The organism is Streptomyces sp. NPDC060205 (assembly GCF_042728395.1).
GTDB lineage: Bacteria > Actinomycetota > Actinomycetes > Streptomycetales > Streptomycetaceae > Streptomyces.
In genome coordinates, this window is sequence record NZ_JBHWZP010000211.1 from 1 (window position 1) to 16,527 (window position 16,527).

The following is a 16,527-nucleotide window of genomic DNA, read 5'->3' on the forward strand; positions in this document are numbered from 1 at the left end:
CGACGGACCGGGCCCCTCGAAATATGTGGGGAGACCCCGGCGCTAGAAGAACACCCCGCACCGCAGCAGCACATTCGCGTAGGGCCGCGCCTCGCCGGTCCGGACGATCAGGCGGGTGTTCGCCGAGAGGGCCTTCAGTTCCTCGTGGGTGACATACGTCAGCGCGGTGGGGAAGTGGGCCGTCAGGAGGGCCGAGGCCGCCGGGTTCGACTCGCGTACCTCCTGCGCCGCCGTCGCGCCCTCCACCACCAGTTCCTCCAGCAGGCCCTCCAGGACCTCCTGGAACGAGGGGACCCCGGCCCGGAAGGCGAGGTCCACGACCCGCGGACCGGGCGGGATCGGCATGCCGGCGTCGCAGATCAGGACGCCGTCGCCATGGCCCAGTTCGGCTGTCGCGCCGGCGAGGTGGCGGTTCAGTATTCCGGTCCTCTTCATACGGCGGCGACCTCTTCGGCAGTGGGGAAGGACGCCTGCGCGCCCTGACGGGTGACGGCGACGGCGCCCACGCGGGCCGCGTACGCCGCCGCGTCAGCGAGGGACTCGCCCGCGCCGAGGCGCCAGGCCAGCGCCGCGGTGAAGGAGTCGCCCGCGCCGGTCGTGTCCACGGCGTCCACCTCGACGGCCGGGACCCGGGCGGTGCCCGAGGCGTCGGCGACGAGCGCGCCCTCCTCGCCCAGTGTGACGACCACCGAGCGCGGGCCGAGAGCCAGCAGCGCACCGGCCCACTCCTCGGGGCTCGCGCCCGCGTCCGCGCCGAGCACCACCCGCGCCTCGTGCTCGTTCACGATCAGCGGGTCGCAGGCGGCGAGGACCGAGGCGGGCAACTCCCGGGGCGGGGAAGGGTTCAGTACGAAGCGGGCGTCGGGGCGCAGGGCCCGTACGACCTCCTCGACCGTCTCCAGCGGGATCTCCAGTTGCGTCGAGACCACGCGGGAGGCCGTGACCAGGGCCGATGCCGCGCGGATGTCCTCCGGAGTCAGGCGGCCGTTCGCGCCCGGCGACACCACGATGCTGTTGTCGCCGGACGGGTCCACGGTGATGAGCGCGACCCCGGTGGGCGCGCCGCCGACGAGGACCCCGGCCGTGTCGACCCCGGCCGCCCGCTGCGAGTCGAGCAGCAGCCGGCCGTGCGCGTCGTCGCCGACCCGGGCCAGGAGCGCCGTACGGGCTCCCAGCCGGGCGGCGGCGACGGCCTGGTTGGCGCCCTTGCCGCCCGGGTGCAGGGCCAGGTCGGAGCCGAGCACGGTCTCCCCGGCGCCCGGCCGCCGCTCGACACCGACGACCAGATCGGCGTTGGCCGACCCGACGACCAGCAGGTCGTACTCGAACATGAACTGTCTCCTAGGGATACGCGGTACGGCGTTCGGGGTCAGCCGGTGAAGTCGGCCACGTTCTTCGACGTGACGACCTTCACCGGGACCTTCACCGTCTGCTCGGTCTTCTTGCCGTCGGCCGCCCGCAGGGCGTTCTCCACGGCGATCCTGCCGAGTTCCTTCGGCTGCTGTGCCACGGAGGCGTACATCGTGCCGTCCGCGACGGCCTTCAGTCCGTCCGGCGTGCCGTCGAAGCCGATGACCTGGACCGACTTGCCGGCCTTGGAGCCGAGCGCCTTGATCGCGCCGAGCGCCATCTCGTCGTTCTCGGCGAAGACGCCCTGGACGTCCGGGTGGGCCTGGAGCAGGTTCGTCATGACGTCGAGACCCTTGGTGCGGTCGAAGTCGGCGGGCTGCCGGGCGACCACCTTGATGTCCGGGTAGGCCTTCAGGCCCTCCTCGAAGCCCGCGCCGCGCTCCCGGCTCGCGGACGTACCGGCCAGACCCTGAAGGATCACGATCTTGCCCTTGCCGCCCAGCTTCTCGGCGAGCGCCTTGGCGCCGAGCTGTCCGCCCTCGACGTTGTCGGAGGCCACGAGCGCGGCCGTCTTCGCCTTGTTGACCCCTCGGTCGACACCGACGACGGGGATGTCGGACTTGTTGGCGGAGCGCACCGAGGGGCCCGCCGCGTCCGAGTCCACCGGGTTGACGACGATCGAGTCGACGCCCTCGCTGGTGAAGTTCTGCAGCTGGTTGGCCTGCTGCGAGGCGTCGTTCTGCGCGTCGGTCACGGTCAGGTCGGCGCCCAGCTTCTTCGCCTCCGCCTGCGCACCCGCCTTGATCTGTACGAAGAAGGGGTTGTTCAGGGTGGACAGGGACAGGCCGATCTTCGGCTTCTCGGAGGAGGACGAGCCGTTGTTGAAGATGCTCAGGCCGCCCACGACCGCCGCCACGAGGACGACGGCGAGCCCGTACTTGACCGCCTGCGGACCCTTCTTCCCCGCCGCGCCCCCGGCGCCGGACGTCACCGGGGTCGCCCCGGCCTTGCGGCGCACGGTGTCGAGCAGCACCGCCAGCGCGATGACCACGCCGATGACGACCTGCTGCCAGAACGCCGACACGGACAGGAGGTTGAGGCCGTTGCGCAGCACCGCGAGGATCAGCGCGCCGATCAGCGTCCCGGACGCCTTGCCCGTACCGCCCGCGAGGGAGGCACCGCCGATGACGACCGCGGCGATCGCGTCCAGCTCGTACCCCTGCGCGGCCTGGGGCTGCGCGGAGGACAGCCGGGAGGCGAGCACGATGCCCGCGGCGGCGGCGAAGAGCCCGGACAGCGCGTAGATGGCGAGCTTCTGCCGCTTCACCCGCAGCCCGGACAGGCGCGCCGCCTCCTCGTTGCCGCCGATCGCGTACATGGAACGCCCGATGTACGTACGGCCGAGGATCACGGCCGTGATCAGGCCCAGGACGATCATCACGAGGACCGGGACCGGCAGCCAGCCGCCGAGCGTGTCACCGAGGTGCGAGACCGAGTCGGGGAAGGCGATCGGGGAGCCCTGCGAGATCACCAGCGACAGCCCGCGGCCCACCGACAGCATGGCGAGCGTCGCGATGAACGGCGGCAGCTTCCCGTACGAGATCAGGACGCCGTTGACGAGTCCGCACGCCATGCCGGTGGCGATGGCGAGGATCACCGCGATCCAGACCGGTACGCCCTCCGAAGTCGCCGTCCAGGCGAGGACGGTGGCGGAGAGCGCGGCGACGGAACCGACCGACAGGTCGATGCCCGCCGAGACGATCACGAAGGTCACACCGAAGGCGAGGATGGCGGTCACGGCCGCCTGGACGCCGATGTTGAGCAAATTGTCCGTCGTCAGGAAGTCGCCGGACAGGGCCGACATCGCGATGACGAGGATGATGAGCGCGGTGAGCGCGCCGTTGTCGAGCAGGAGCCGGCGCAGGCCGCCCGAGGCGCCACCGCCTGGAGCGCCACTCGCGCCCGTTGTGCTCTTGAGCGTGTCAGTGGCCACGGGGGTCCTCCACAGCGGTAACAGGGGTGACAGGGGTAACAGGGGTAACGGAGTCGGTGGGTGATGCGGTGGTCGGGGTGCTGACGGCCAGGGCCATCACGGAGTCCTGGGTCGCCTCGTCGGCGGAGAGTTCGCCGGCGATCCGGCCCTGGGCCATCACCAGCACCCGGTCGCTCATACCGAGCACCTCGGGCAGATCGCTGGAGATCATCAGGACGGCGTGCCCGGCGGCGGTGAGAGCGTTGACCAGCTGGTAGATCTCGACCTTGGCGCCCACGTCGATACCGCGGGTCGGCTCGTCGAGGATCAGCACCCTGGTGTCGGCGAGCAGCCACTTGCCGATGACGACCTTCTGCTGGTTGCCGCCGGAGAGGGTGCGCACGTGCTGGCCGAGCCCGGCCATCCGTACGCCGAGCTGTTCGGCGATCCTCGCGGCGGCCGTCCGCTGACCCTTGAGGTCGACGAGTCCGCCGCGGGTGGCCGCCCGCAGGGTGACGAGCCCGAGGTTCTCCTCCACGGAGGCGTCCAGCAGCAGGCCCTGGCCCTTGCGGTCCTCGGGGACGAGCCCGATCCCGGCGGTCATCGCCGCGTTGACGTCGTGGCGGGGAAGCGGGGTGCCCGCGACGGCCACCGAGCCCTTGTCGTACGGGTCGGCGCCGAAGACGGCGCGCACGACCTCGGTCCGTCCGGCGCCCACGAGGCCGGCGATGCCGACGACCTCGCCGGCCCGCACCTCGAAGCTGATGTCGTGGAAGACACCGTCCCGGGTGAGCCCGTCGACGGTGAGCAGCGCCGCCCCGCTGTCGCTCCCGCCGTCGTTGTCGGGCCGTTCGCGCGGATACTGCAGCTCGATGGAACGGCCCACCATCAGCCGTACGAGATCGTCCTCGGGCGTGGACGCGGGCACCTGGCCGACGCTCCGGCCGTCCCGGATGACCGTGACGCGGTCGCCGAGGGCCGCGATCTCCTCCAGGTGATGGGTGATGAAGACGATGCCCACGCCGTCCTCGCGCAGTTTGCGCACGATCCGGAAGAGCTTCTCCACCTCCCCCGAGGTGAGCACCGCGGTCGGCTCGTCCATGATCAGCACGCGGGCGTCCAGGCTCAGCGCCTTCGCGATCTCGACCATCTGGAGGCGGGCGATGCCCAGTTCACGCACGCGCGCGCGGGGGGAGACATGGACGCCCACCCGCTCCAGGAGCACGGCGGCGTCGGCCTCCATCCTCTTCCGGTCGATCATCCCGAGGCGGCGCGGCTGGCGGCCCAGGAAGATGTTCTCGGCGACGGTGAGGTCGGGGACCAGGTTGAACTCCTGGTAGATGGTCGCGATCCCGAGGCGCGCGGCGTCCTGCGCGCCGTGGATGCGGACCTTCTCGCCGTCGACCACGATCTTCCCGGCGTCGGGGCGGTAGGCGCCGGACAGCATCTTGATGAGGGTGCTCTTGCCTGCACCGTTCTCACCGAGCAGTACGTGCACCTCGCCGCGGCGCAGATCGAAGTCGACGCTGTCGAGCGCGACCACACCGGGGAAGGTCTTGCGTATCCCTTCGATACGCAGCAACTCGTCCGGGCTGCTGCTCACGGGTTGCTCCTTTGAGTGACGTTCACGGGTGCGCTGTCCATGGGGGGCGGTTCGCCGCAGGAGCGGCGGACGACGAGGGTGGCGGGGAGGGTGACCGACTGCGGGGGCCGCCCCTCGATGCGGTCGACGACGGCGCGTACGGCCGCCCGGCCCAGTTCGGGGGTGGGCTGGGCGATCGCCGTGACCGGCGGATCGGTGTGCACGAACCACGGGATGTCGTCGAACGCGGCGAGCGCGATGTCGTCGGGCACGCGAAGTCCCCGCGCCCGTACGGCGTCCAGGGCGCCCAGGGCCATCAGGTTGTCGGCCGCGAAGACGACCTCGGGCGGCTCGGCCAGGTCGAGGAACTCCTCGGTGGCCCGCCGGCCGCTGGCGGCCTGGAAGTCGCCCTGCCCGATGTAGGCGTCGGGCAGCGGGAGCCCGTACGCGCGCAGGGCGTCCCGGAAGGCGTCGACGCGCTCGCTGCCGGTGGTGGTGGCGGCCGGGCCCGCGATGATCGCGAGCCTGCGGTGGCCGAGGCCGTACAGGTGGGCGACGAGATCGCGCACGGCGGCGCGGCCGTCGGCCCGGACCACGGGCACGTCCACGCCCGGTATCCACCGGTCCACGAAGACCATCGGCGTCCCCGAGCGCGCGGCGTCCAGCATCAGCGGGGAGCTGCCGTCCGTGGGGGACACGAGGAGGCCGTCGATGCGGCGGTCGAGGAGCGTACGGACGTGGTGGTCCTGCAGATCGGGCCGCTCGTCGGCGTTGCCGATGATGACGCTGTACCCGAGGGCGCGGGCCTCCTCCTCGACGGAGCGGGCCAGTTCGGTGAAGTACGGGTTCAGCACGTCGCTGATGACCAGGCCGAGGGTGTGGGTCTGGTCGGTGCGCAGGGAGCGGGCGACGGCGTTCGGGCGGTAGCCCAGGGCCTCGACGGCGGCCAGTACGCGGGTACGGGCGTCCGCGCTCACCGACGGGTGGTCGTTCAGGACCCGCGACACCGTGGCGACGGAGACACCCGCCTCGGCGGCGACGTCCTTGATGCTCGCCATCGACGCTCCACCTCCTTGTGGATCATCTTGTAATCGATTACACGCATCACACTGAGAGCGATTGGAATCGATTACACGGAAGCTGACAAGCCCTTGAGACCGGATCGTGATGTTGCGGGTGGGTGGATGCGGCCGGGCGGGCGGGTGCGGACGGGCGGGTGCGGACGGGTGGCGGCGGGGGTTGGGTCATGCGGTAGCCCGCACCCCTGTAGGTGCGCTCATGTTCTGGCCAGTGCGTTGCGATATTCGCAAGGTGCGGGTTGCGGTGGGTGCATGTCCGATTCTGTAGTCGACCGTGTGCGCAGGGTGATAGAGGCGACTTCGGTGAGTCAGGCCGCCTTCGCCGAGAAGGTGGGGCTCACGCCCGACAAGTTGTCCAAGTCCATGGCGGGGGTCCGCCGTTTCACCTCGCTCGACCTGGCGTTGATCGCCGAGGCGGGCGGCAGGACCGTGGACTGGCTGCTCACGGGGCGCGAGCCGCTGCGTCCGGCGTTCGCGGCCCGGACCACCGCCGGGGCGACTCCCCGGCGGGGCCGCGTCAGCGATGCCGCGGACCGTTTCACGGCGGCGTACGAGGTGTTGGAGCTGCTGGGCAGGCCGCCCAGGCTGCCGCCGATGCCCTCGGTGCGTCCGGACATCAAGCGTTTCGTCGACCAGGGCAGGCAGTTGGCCCAGGACGCCGTCGGTGTGCTCACCGCGGCGGACGGCCACCGGACCGTGGCCGCACTGGAGACCGACGTGCTGATCACGGCCTGTACGCAGGCGTTCGGCGTGGACGTCGCGGTCACGTGCCTGCCCGACGCCGTGGACGGGCTCACCTGGCAGACGGACACGTTCCGGCTCATCCTCGTCGGGCCCACGGAGACCTGGACCCGGCAGAGGTTCACTCTCGCTCACGAACTCGGCCACATCCTGGCCCGCGACGCCCAGGAGCTCGTCGTCGAGTCGCACGTCGCCCCAGGGCGGCAGAAGGACCTGACCGAGGTGCGGGCCAACGTCTTCGCCGCCAACCTGCTGATGCCCGCGCCCGAGATCCGTGACCGGTTCCGTCAGGTGGCGGACCGGCACGGAGGGCTCACCGTCGAGGCGTTCTCCGAGCTGGTCGTGGCCTTCAAGGTCTCGCCCAGCGCGCTGAGCGCACGGTTGAGCCAACTCCGCCTCATTGACGCGCAGTCGGAGCCCGCGGTCCACCACAGGGGTCTGACCACGGAGATCTGCCATCTGCTCGCGGGCGCGACGGACGCCTTCCAGCGACAGCTCGCCTGGGCCGCGGCCCAGCGCTTCCCCGTACGCCTCGTGGCAGCCCTGTACAAGTGCTACGCCGAAGGGGAGACGACGCTCCGCCCCCTCGCGTCCCTCCTGGGCACGGACGTGGACCAGCTGCACGACCTGCTCGACCCGGCCGAGCCCGACATCCCGGAAGCCGCGGTCGGTGAAGTGGAAGAAGGGGACCTGATCTTCCAGCCATGAGGTTCTGCCCGCCTCCGCCCTGGAGCCTCACGGATGTCCCGAGGCGTGACGGCCGGGTGAATTCCAGCGGAAGGGGGAATTGCTGGCGCGTTTACGATTTCGCGCCGCGCATTCAGCCGCGAGTCGGCGCACAACCAAGCGCGTACCTCGCCCGTCACACGAAGTGAAAGGAATCACAACTGCTCCACGGAGGTTATGGAATGCCCTACCGTCACGGTGGTCGTCGCACGGCACGCGCCTTAACTCTTCTGACGCCGATCGCCGGTATCGGACTGGCCCTTCCGCTCGTCCTCGCCGGAACTGCGGGTGCCGCGGAGTCCACGGCCACGGCCGCGGTCAACGAGTACGGCTGGCAGCTCACGTACACGGCCGCCCCTGGTCAGGCCAACGATGTGGCGGTCACGCAGTCGTACAGCGACGACCGCGCGCAATACGTATACGTAATTGACGATGTGGTCCCGATAGCCGCCGGAAACGGGTGCAGTTATCCCGACGGCGGGGACCGGACCAAGGTCACCTGCGAGGTCGAGAATATCGAGAGCCAGTCCCCGTACGCGGCTCTGGAGGCGGACCTCGGTGACGGCAACGACACCGGATCCGTCCAGAATCGAACCGACCAGACTTTCTCCTACAACTCCGTCGAGCTGGGCCTCGGCAACGACAAGTTGATTAGCGACTCCGGCGAACTGGTCGACGGCAGCGCGGTCAGGGGCGGCGCGGGGAACGACGTCATCACGGTGGGCCGGTACGGGTCCTCCCTGGGCGGCGACGGCGCCGACACCCTCACCGCCACCGGGGGCGGCGAGATCGTGCAGGGTGGCGCCGGCAACGACGTGCTGCGCGGCGGCGCGGGCGAGCAGATCCTCAAGGGCGACGACGGCAACGACACGGTGTACGGCGGCGCGGGCGACGACGAGCTGTACGGCGGCAAGGGCGACGACACCGTGCACGGGGAAGCAGGCGACGACCGCATCTGGGGCAACACCGGCAACGACAGGCTGTACGGCGGGGCGGGCACGGACACGATCTCCGGGGGCGCGGGCACGAATGTGATCGTCCAGGACTGACGATCGCGCACAGTCCGGTGCGGGGGCCGCGCGAATGCTTCGCGCGGCCCCTTCCGGCGACGCGAGCGTCAGAGGAGGTGGTCCGCTTTGCCGGCCTTGATGTCGAGGATGAGGGTGCGGAGGGCTTCGCGGGTGTCGGTTAGGGGGGTGTCTTCGGCTCCGGCGATGGCTATGTAGGCGGCGCCGTCCTGGTCGGTGCCCAGGCGGAAGCAGCTTGCTCCTTCGCCGCAGAACGGGTCTTCCCACGTGATGTCGGCCATGTGAATGCTCCTCACAGTTCGCGGGCGATGTCGCGGATGAAGTCGCGTGACGCCTCCGGTGTCATCGCAAGGCGCTCCATCCAGTCGAGGTGGGCTCGGTACTTCGTCAACTGCGCCTCGCCGCACAGGAATTCCGGGCCGTGCGAACTGTCGACCTGCGCGGTGTCCAGCTGCTGCACCGGGCCTTCGAGGTAGTTGACTGTCTGCCCGGCCCCGGGAAACGTGCCCGCGGTGAACGGGAGGACCAGCAGCCGCACGGCCGGACGCTCGCAGATGCCGAGCAGGTGGTCGAGTTGAGCGCGCGCGACCTTGCGGCCACCGAACTGCATGCGCAGCGCCGCCTCATGGACGATGCCCACGTATTCGGCAGGGTTCTCGCCCGCCAACACCTGCTGCCGCTCGGCGCGGTAGGCGAGACGCAGCGCGATCTCGTGATCGGGGAGCGGGGGCAGCACGGCCCTGAAGAGTTCGAGCGCGTGATCGCTGGTCTGGAACAAGCCCGGAATGTGTGCGGTGTGCGCTGTGCGCATGCGGACCGCGTGGCACTCCAACTCGGCGATGTCCAGGAGGCCGGGGGAGAGGGACCCGCGGTACCGCTCCCACCAGCCGCGCCCGTTGGGTCGGGTCATGCTCACCAAGGCCTCGACATACGTCTGGTCCGAGCAGTCGCAGTTGCAGGCGAGGGTGCGCAGCCTCTCAGGGCTGATGGTGCGGATGCCGGTTTCGATGTTGGAGATCTTCGCTCGGTCGAGACCGAGCAGGCCGGCCGCCTGGTCTGCCGTTATCCCTGCGGCCATCCGCATCCTGCGCAGCTCGCTGCCCAGGCGCCGTTGGCGCTCCGTGGTGGCTGTCCTCGGTGGCATGGCCGTCCTTCCGCGATCGTGGTGAGCAGTCTGCCGCCTTACAGATCCGCCGGACCACGAACGGGTTGATTTCAGCAAGTTCGTGGCAATGAAACCACGCCGTGCTCTACGTTGAGTGACGCACCAGATACGTAGAGCGGTCGGCAGTGCATCACCCGAGCCCACCCGCACCCCCTCCCGGGAGGGGGCGGCCCGCGTCAGGGAGACGAGCCACCGGTCGCCGTAACGGCATTCACGAGTCGAGTCGATGAGGGAGTACCCCGTGCCCGAAACCACCTCCACCTGCCCCGTCCCACCCCCTCCCGCCGCCTGGGGCTGTCACCTGCACCTCACCAACGACCCCCGCGCCCCACGCATCGCCCGCCACACCATCCGCACGGCCCTCCGTGGTTTTGGATGTGCCTCGGAACTGACCGATACCGCCGAGCTGTTGACCTCGGAGCTGGTCTCGAACGCCGTGCAGCACTCCGACGGCCCGGTCACCGTCAGACTCCGTACCCGCTACGGAGTCGTCCGCGTCGGGGTCATGGACAACCACCCCGAACTCCCCGACCCCTTGCCCTGCACCACCGGTCAGGACTTCGGCCGAGGACTGTTCCTCGTCGATGCCCTGGCCGACACCTGGGGGCGCTACCCCCTTGCCGCCCGCTCCCGAACCACCGGTTGGAAGGTGGTCTGGTTCGAGCTGGCCGCCGTACGCGCGTGACGTACTGGTGGCGGACCGGTGCCGGACCGGCTTGGGGCCGCCGCCGTCCCAAGCCAGGTCGCTTCACTCGATCGCATGACTGACCTGCCGTTTCGTCCTGGGCTGTGCGTCGGGTTCGAGATTGTCGGGCAAACGGTGCGGGGCAGTGCGATCCAGGAGCGTGATGACCTTGCGGGCACGAATGGGACGGCACCAGGAACCAGGCGCCCGGCAGCACCCGCCCGACGACCCCCGACAGCGACGGCTTCTCTGGTTAAAACGGGCCGTCGGCAGCGCGTTCGCTCTCGTCCTCGCTCCCGTTCTCGTGCTGGTCGTAGGGGAATGGCTGTCGTCGGACGCCGACGGCAACTCCGTCGAGGCGCCCGGGCCGTCACCGTCCGAGTCGGCTGGGCCCGACTTCGACCTCCTGTCCCGGCTGATGGACGAGCCCGGCTGCACGGCCTTCGCCGACGCCCTCACCTCTCCCGAGGACCGGGCGGAACTCAGTACGCAGCCTGACGTCGGCGCCGTCGTCAAGAGGAACAACGGCGTCCGCGCCGCGGAGTTGCACGTCAGCGTGACCCTCCAGGGCGGCGACCGCGCGCTCACGATCGAGTCGATCGACATCGAGCCGCGGACGCCCCGCCCGACAGCACCCCTCAACGGCACCCTCATCTGCGAGCCCACCTCGGGAGGAGTGCCGAAGATCGAGCTGCACGCCGACATGGACGCCGTGCGGCCGACGTTTCGCAAGGACTCAGGCGGCACACCGTACTTCCGCGACAACGCCATCACGCTCGCCCCGCACGAACAGGTTCCGCTGCACATGACGTTCAGCGCCCGGCGGGGCTACCGCGCATTCGGACTGGTCGTCCACTACACGCTCGCGGGCACGCACGGGAAGCGTGTCGTGCCCCCACCCGAGGGCAGCCGGTGGGCCGTGACGGCCCTGAACAAGACATATGGATCGGTCTACGACGGCACCCTCGGGGGCCCGTTCCAGTTCTCCGGGGAGGCCGACCAGTGTGGACGGGCACCGAAACCGGTGGGCTGCTGATGCGCCGCCCCGCCACCCGGGCGACCACGGTGCTCGCCCTCCTCGCGCTCGCCGCGTGCACCGGGACCGGGGCCGACGGTCCGGGCGGGGCCGCCGAGGACGGGAGACCGGCACCGGCGGTGCGCGCTGACGCGTTCGAGACCGTCTGGTCGCGATCGGTCCGCGGCGAGGCGGGGGTTCCGGCAGTGACGGACGACGTGGTGCTCGTCCCGCACGGCCACCTGATCGACGTGCGTGACCCGCGTACGGGAAAGAGCCGCCGGACCGTGCGCGCGGACCCGGCGGAACGGATCGCGAGCGTCGGTCTCAGCGGTGACGTGATCGTGGCCCGTGTCGAGCAGGACGCCTCCGTCGCCCTTCAGGGCTTCGACCTGCGTACCGGCAGGAAGCTGTGGGCGAAGTGGTACGGGACCGGCGCGATCGTCCGGCCGGGAGACGGGCCCGAACCGCCCGTCCAGGGGCCGGTGGTCGTCACCGGACGCGGTATCGCCGTCCACGCCCACGACGGTCGCATCATCGGTCTGAATCCCAGAACCGGGGAGCCTGTCTGGCAGAAGCAGGCGGGATGCGACAGCAAGGAGTACGTGGCGCACTACACGGTGGCAGCCACCGCCCGCTACTCCGTCATGCTCTGCTCGGAGGGCACCCGTCAGGTGCTCACGGCGCTCGACCCCCACGACGGTGCCCGCGTCTGGCAGGCGGACCTGACGGACCGCGGTGGCCGCAGGACGTTCTCCACGCACAAGGACGTCATCGGCGTGCGGTCCGACGACGCCGACAACCACAGGGCCGACTTCGCCCTCTTCGACGAGTCCGGAGACCGTCTGGTCACCGGCACGGTGAAGGACCCGGTGGGGGACGCCCGGACCTTGGGCCGGGTCGGGCACACGGTGTACTTCCACGACGGACGGCGACTCCACGCGTTCCGGACCGACGGATCGCGGCTGTGGCGCCAGGTGGCCCCCCAGGACCTGGTGGCGACCGCTCGGGCCGTCGTTTCCAACGGCGAGACCCTCAGGCCGGACATGGTGTTGCGCACGGGCGTGAGTGTGGTCATGGGCCTGTCCGGGAAGGAGCGGGCCGTTCTGCCGTGGCCCGTGCGCGGCGAACTCGTCGGCGCGAGCGGCGAGCACTTCATCATCCGCGGCCGTGAGGAGGACGGCGCCCGTTACACGGCGTTGCGCCTGACGCGGCGGGGCTTCGATGAACCGTCCCTGGGCGGGATGGCGCCCTCGGACTGGCCGGACGCCTGCGCCCTGCTCACCGACGAACAGCTCGAAGGGCTGGGCAGGGACTATCTCCGGCTTCCGGTCAGCAGCAGTCGTAGCGTCTTCGGCGTCAGACTGCCGCATGCGACACGGTGCCGGTTCGTTCCGGAGTCCGGGCCCGACAAGGACATCTTCGTGGTCACCCTGCGCTGGGTGTCCGCCGATGCCGACACGGCCCGCGACCTCTCCGCGAGCGACCTCCCCTGGGACACCGGAGTGCGGCGGTTGCTCCCGAGCGGCTATCTCGTCGCGGAGCCCTGGGTGATCGGGCTGGACCTGGGGTGGCCCGCTGTGGTGGCCTCCGGGCGGCACCTCATCGAGATCGACGCGGCGAAGAACGAGGAACTGGTCCGGAGGGTTGCCTCGCTGCTGTCCGGCTGAGCGTCGCACCCTGCTCGGGATCAGACCACAACTGCCGGATTCGTCAGTCGAGTTGAGCGCCGGTCGTATGGGAGGCTGTGGCCAGCCGTACGCAGCCGACCGGCTGCGGCCGTGGCGGCGGTCGAGAGGGGTGCGCAGCGTGGGTCAGGACGGCTTCCGTGCCGAGGAGATCGACACCAGCAGGCCGCATCCCGCGCGGATCTACGACTATCTGCTGGGCGGCAAGGACAACTACGAGGTGGACCAGCGGGCCGGCGACGCCCTCGCCGCCGCCGCGCCCGAGGTGCGGATCGGCCTGCGGGCCAACCGCGCGTTCCTGCAGCGCGCCGTCCGGTACGTCGTCGGCAGCGGCGTCCGCCAGATCCTCGACATCGGCACCGGGCTGCCCACCTCACCGAACGTGCACGAGATCGCCCACGAGGTGGCGCCGGACGTGCGCGTGGCGTACGTCGACAACGATCCGATCGTGAGCGCGCACGCCGGAGCGCTGCTCACCGGTTCCGGTACGAACAGCATCGTGCTCGCCGACCTGCGCGACCCGAGGGCGATCGTGGACCACCCCGACGTCCGCCGGGTCATCGACTTCGACGAGCCGGTCGCCGTACTCCTCGTCGCCATCGTCCACTTCCTCACCGACGCCGACAAACCCGAACAGATCGTCGCCACCCTGCGCGACGCACTGCCCGCCGGGAGCTTCCTGGTGCTCTCGCACGCCACGGGCGACTTCGCCGACCGCAGCGACGCGCAGGCCGTCTACAGCAAGGCCACCGCCTCGCTGAACCTGCGGTCCCGCGCCGAGATCGAGCGCTTCTTCGAGGGCTTCGAGCTGGTCGAACCCGGCCTCGCCCAGGCCCCGTTCTGGCGCCCGGACAGCCCGCCGCCGGCCAGGTCGCAGGAGATCGGCTTCTACGGAGGCGTGGCCCGCAAGGCAGGCTGAGCCGACAGCGACCGGTGCCCGCCGGCGGGCACCGGTGCCGGTCCGGCGCCACGGTGTCAGACGTGGGCGGTAGCGTCGGATCATGTCCAATCAAGGGGCGGGGAGCGAGGCCCGGAACCTGGCGGTTCTGGAGGGCGTACTGGAGAGGATCACGTACGCCAACGAGGAGAACGGGTACACGGTCGCGCGCGTCGACACCGGTCGCGGCGGCGGTGACCTCCTCACGGTCGTCGGCGCGCTGCTCGGCGCGCAGGTGGGGGAGTCCCTGCGGATGGAGGGCCGTTGGGGCTCCCATCAGCAGTACGGCAAGCAGTTCACCGTCGAGAACTACACGACCGTGCTGCCCGCCACCGTCCAGGGCATCCGCCGCTACCTCGGTTCCGGCCTGGTCAAGGGCATCGGACCGGTCTTCGCCGACCGCATCACCACGCACTTCGGGCTGGACACGCTCCAGATCATCGAGGAGGAGCCGAAGCGGCTCATCGAGGTGCCGGGACTCGGCCCCAAACGCACCAAGAAGATCGCCGAGGCCTGGGAGGAACAGAAGGCGATCAAAGAGGTCATGCTCTTCCTCCAGACCGTCGAGGTGTCCACGTCCATCGCGGTGCGGATCTACAAGAAGTACGGCGACGCGTCGATCTCGGTCGTCAAGAACCAGCCCTACCGCCTCGCGTCCGACGTCTGGGGCATCGGCTTCCTCACCGCCGACAAGATCGCCCAGTCCGTGGGCATCCCGCACGACAGCCCGGAGCGGGTGAAGGCCGGTCTGCAGTACGCGCTGTCGCAGTCCAGCGACCAGGGCCACTGCTTCCTCCCGGAGGAGCGGCTGATCGCGGACGCGGTGAAACTGCTCCAGGTGGACACGGGCCTGGTCATCGAGTGTCTGGCAGAACTGGCGGCCCCCGCCGAGGAGGGCGAGGACCCCGGGGTCGTACGGGAGCGGGTGCCGGGGCCGGACGGCGGGGAGCCCGTGACGGCCGTCTATCTCGTCCCCTTCCACCGGGCCGAACTGTCCCTGTCCGCCCAGGTGCTGCGGCTCCTGCGCACCGACGAGGACCGGATGCCGGGGTTCCGGGACGTGGTCTGGGACAAGGCCCTGGCCTGGCTCAAGGGGCGTACGGGGACGGAACTGGCCCCCGAGCAGGAACAGGCCGTGCGGCTCGCCCTCACCGAGAAGGTCGCGGTGCTCACGGGCGGGCCCGGCTGCGGCAAGTCCTTCACGGTCCGCTCGATCGTGGAGCTGGCCCGCGCGAAGAAGGCCAAGGTGGTCCTCGCGGCGCCGACCGGCCGGGCCGCCAAGCGGCTCGCCGAGCTGACCGGGGCCGAGGCCTCGACCGTGCACCGGCTCCTGGAGCTACGGCCCGGGGGCGACGCGGCCTACGACAGGGACCGTCCGCTGGACGCCGACCTCGTCGTCGTGGACGAGGCGTCGATGCTGGACCTGCTGCTGGCCAACAAGCTGGTCAAGGCCGTGCCGCCCGGCGCGCACCTGCTGTTCGTGGGGGACGTCGACCAGTTGCCGAGCGTCGGGGCGGGCGAGGTGCTGCGCGACCTGCTGGCGGAGGGCGGGCCCGTACCGGCGGTCCGGCTGACCCGGGTCTTCCGGCAGGCCCAGCAGTCGGGCGTGGTCATGAACGCCCACCGGATCAACGCCGGACAGCAGCCCGTCACCGACAAGCTCAAGGACTTCTTCCTCTTCGTCGAGGACGAAACGGAGGAGGCGGGGCGGCTGACCGTGGATGTCGCGGCGCGGCGCATCCCGGCGAAGTTCGGGCTCGATCCGCGGCGCGATGTGCAGGTGCTCGCGCCGATGCACCGGGGGCCGGCGGGGGCCGCCGCGCTCAACGGGCTGCTCCAGCAGGCCGTCACGCCGGCCCGGCCCGACCTGCCCGAGAAGCGGTTCGGCGGGCGGGTCTTCCGGGTCGGCGACAAGGTCACGCAGATCCGCAACAACTACGAGAAGGGCGAGAACGGGGTCTTCAACGGCACGGTGGGCGTCGTGACCTCGCTCAACCTCGACGATCAGCGGCTGACGGTCCTGACGGACGAGGACGAGGAGGTGCCGTACGAGTTCGACGAACTGGACGAGCTGGCGCATGCGTACGCGGTGACGATCCACCGCTCGCAGGGGAGTGAGTATCCGGCGGTCGTCATTCCCGTCACGACGGGGGCGTGGATGATGCTCCAGCGCAATCTCCTCTACACGGCGGTGACGCGGGCGAAGCGGCTGGTGGTGCTGGTGGGGTCGCGCAAGGCCTTGGGCCAGGCGGTCCGCACGGTGTCGGCCGGGCGCCGCTGCACGGCTTTGGCGTTCCGCCTCACGGGTGCGCGTGCGCTTGCGTGAGCCCGGCATTCGGTTGTTTGCCGGCTGCGGCCCGGCGGGGGCTTGTCGCGCAGTTCCCCGCGCCCCTGAGGCAGCGGGGCTGCGCCCCGGGCTGGTGGATCGGCTGCGGGTCCGGTGGGGGCCGGTCGCGCCGTTCCCCGCGCCCCTTAGGGGGTGGGGCCTGCGGTCGTATGCCGGGTGCGGGCCGGTGGGGGTTGCCCGCGCAGTTCCCCGCGCCCCTGAAGACCTAGGGG

The 16,527-nt window shown here is 70.6% G+C and carries 14 protein-coding genes; 7 read left to right on the top strand and 7 right to left on the bottom strand.

Annotation, left to right across the window (positions count from 1 at the left end; all coding sequences use genetic code 11):
• Positions 1-42: 42 nt before the first annotated feature.
• From rbsD to ACFWGJ_RS29810, 5 genes are read right to left on the bottom strand one after another with little or no spacing between them, the layout of a single operon-like run.
• Positions 43-435 (bottom strand): D-ribose pyranase, encoded by a 393-nt coding sequence (gene rbsD, locus ACFWGJ_RS29790; RefSeq protein ID WP_387330780.1) that lies wholly within the window; start codon positions 433-435, stop codon positions 43-45.
• The gene (locus ACFWGJ_RS29795; protein WP_387330783.1) at positions 432-1,331 is read right to left on the bottom strand and encodes a ribokinase; all 900 of its coding nucleotides are present in this window, start codon (positions 1,329-1,331) and stop codon (positions 432-434) included. Before ACFWGJ_RS29795 ends, rbsD begins: the two co-directional genes overlap by 4 nt.
• A gap of 38 nt (positions 1,332-1,369) precedes the next feature.
• Positions 1,370-3,343 (bottom strand): substrate-binding domain-containing protein, encoded by a 1,974-nt coding sequence (locus tag ACFWGJ_RS29800; protein ID WP_387330785.1) that lies wholly within the window; start codon positions 3,341-3,343, stop codon positions 1,370-1,372.
• Entirely contained in the window at positions 3,333-4,925 is a 1,593-nt protein-coding gene (locus tag ACFWGJ_RS29805) for a sugar ABC transporter ATP-binding protein (protein ID WP_387330787.1), read from the bottom strand. The genes ACFWGJ_RS29800 and ACFWGJ_RS29805 overlap by 11 nt, the downstream gene beginning before the upstream one ends.
• Positions 4,922-5,962, bottom strand: a complete 1,041-nt coding sequence (locus ACFWGJ_RS29810; RefSeq protein ID WP_387330790.1) for a LacI family DNA-binding transcriptional regulator — start codon at positions 5,960-5,962, stop codon at positions 4,922-4,924. Before ACFWGJ_RS29810 ends, ACFWGJ_RS29805 begins: the two co-directional genes overlap by 4 nt.
• Before the next feature lie 273 nt (positions 5,963-6,235).
• Between ACFWGJ_RS29810 and ACFWGJ_RS29815 the strand changes: the two genes are divergently transcribed.
• Positions 6,236-7,432, top strand: coding sequence for a helix-turn-helix domain-containing protein (locus tag ACFWGJ_RS29815; protein WP_387330793.1), 1,197 nt, complete (start codon positions 6,236-6,238; stop codon positions 7,430-7,432).
• Positions 7,433-7,632: 200 nt separating this feature from the next.
• Complete coding sequence (locus ACFWGJ_RS29820; RefSeq protein WP_387330796.1) at positions 7,633-8,499, top strand: calcium-binding protein; 867 nt, start codon at positions 7,633-7,635, stop codon at positions 8,497-8,499.
• 68 nt (positions 8,500-8,567) lie between these two features.
• On the opposite strand, the gene ACFWGJ_RS29825 is transcribed toward ACFWGJ_RS29820, so the two are convergent.
• Both ACFWGJ_RS29825 and ACFWGJ_RS29830 read right to left on the bottom strand, forming a co-directional pair.
• The gene (locus ACFWGJ_RS29825; RefSeq protein WP_381833436.1) at positions 8,568-8,759 is read right to left on the bottom strand and encodes a hypothetical protein; all 192 of its coding nucleotides are present in this window, start codon (positions 8,757-8,759) and stop codon (positions 8,568-8,570) included.
• 11 nt (positions 8,760-8,770) lie between these two features.
• Positions 8,771-9,622 (bottom strand): helix-turn-helix domain-containing protein, encoded by an 852-nt coding sequence (locus ACFWGJ_RS29830; protein ID WP_381833442.1) that lies wholly within the window; start codon positions 9,620-9,622, stop codon positions 8,771-8,773.
• Between the two features lie 262 nt (positions 9,623-9,884).
• On the opposite strand from ACFWGJ_RS29830, the gene ACFWGJ_RS29835 reads away from it, so the two are divergent.
• The 5 genes from ACFWGJ_RS29835 (at position 9,885) to ACFWGJ_RS29855 (ending at position 16,294) form a co-directional block, all read left to right on the top strand.
• A complete protein-coding gene (locus ACFWGJ_RS29835) occupies positions 9,885-10,328 on the top strand; it encodes an ATP-binding protein (protein ID WP_387330800.1) in 444 nt (147 codons plus the stop codon).
• Positions 10,329-10,632: 304 nt separating this feature from the next.
• Positions 10,633-11,364, top strand: a complete 732-nt coding sequence (locus tag ACFWGJ_RS29840) for a hypothetical protein (RefSeq protein ID WP_387330803.1) — start codon at positions 10,633-10,635, stop codon at positions 11,362-11,364.
• Positions 11,331-13,013: a PQQ-binding-like beta-propeller repeat protein gene (locus ACFWGJ_RS29845; protein WP_387330806.1), complete on the top strand. Its 1,683-nt coding sequence runs from the start codon at positions 11,331-11,333 to the stop codon at positions 13,011-13,013. Before ACFWGJ_RS29840 ends, ACFWGJ_RS29845 begins: the two co-directional genes overlap by 34 nt.
• A 139-nt stretch (positions 13,014-13,152) precedes the next feature.
• The gene (locus ACFWGJ_RS29850; protein ID WP_387330809.1) at positions 13,153-13,950 is read left to right on the top strand and encodes an SAM-dependent methyltransferase; all 798 of its coding nucleotides are present in this window, start codon (positions 13,153-13,155) and stop codon (positions 13,948-13,950) included.
• An 82-nt stretch (positions 13,951-14,032) separates the two neighbouring features.
• Positions 14,033-16,294, top strand: coding sequence for an ATP-dependent RecD-like DNA helicase (locus tag ACFWGJ_RS29855; RefSeq protein ID WP_387330812.1), 2,262 nt, complete (start codon positions 14,033-14,035; stop codon positions 16,292-16,294).
• The last annotated feature ends 233 nt before the right edge of the window (positions 16,295-16,527 follow it).

Excerpts from the sequence above, each read along its gene's own strand:
- rbsD (WP_387330780.1), bottom strand. The coding sequence starts at position 435 with ATGAAGAGGACCGGAATACTGAACCGCCACCTCGCCGGCGCGACAGCC.
- ACFWGJ_RS29795 (WP_387330783.1), bottom strand. The coding sequence starts at position 1,331 with ATGTTCGAGTACGACCTGCTGGTCGTCGGGTCGGCCAACGCCGATCTG.
- ACFWGJ_RS29810 (WP_387330790.1), bottom strand. The coding sequence starts at position 5,962 with ATGGCGAGCATCAAGGACGTCGCCGCCGAGGCGGGTGTCTCCGTCGCC.
- ACFWGJ_RS29815 (WP_387330793.1), top strand. The coding sequence starts at position 6,236 with ATGTCCGATTCTGTAGTCGACCGTGTGCGCAGGGTGATAGAGGCGACT.
- ACFWGJ_RS29820 (WP_387330796.1), top strand. The coding sequence starts at position 7,633 with ATGCCCTACCGTCACGGTGGTCGTCGCACGGCACGCGCCTTAACTCTT.
- ACFWGJ_RS29825 (WP_381833436.1), bottom strand. The coding sequence starts at position 8,759 with ATGGCCGACATCACGTGGGAAGACCCGTTCTGCGGCGAAGGAGCAAGC.
- ACFWGJ_RS29830 (WP_381833442.1), bottom strand. The coding sequence starts at position 9,622 with ATGCCACCGAGGACAGCCACCACGGAGCGCCAACGGCGCCTGGGCAGC.
- ACFWGJ_RS29855 (WP_387330812.1), top strand. The coding sequence starts at position 14,033 with ATGTCCAATCAAGGGGCGGGGAGCGAGGCCCGGAACCTGGCGGTTCTG.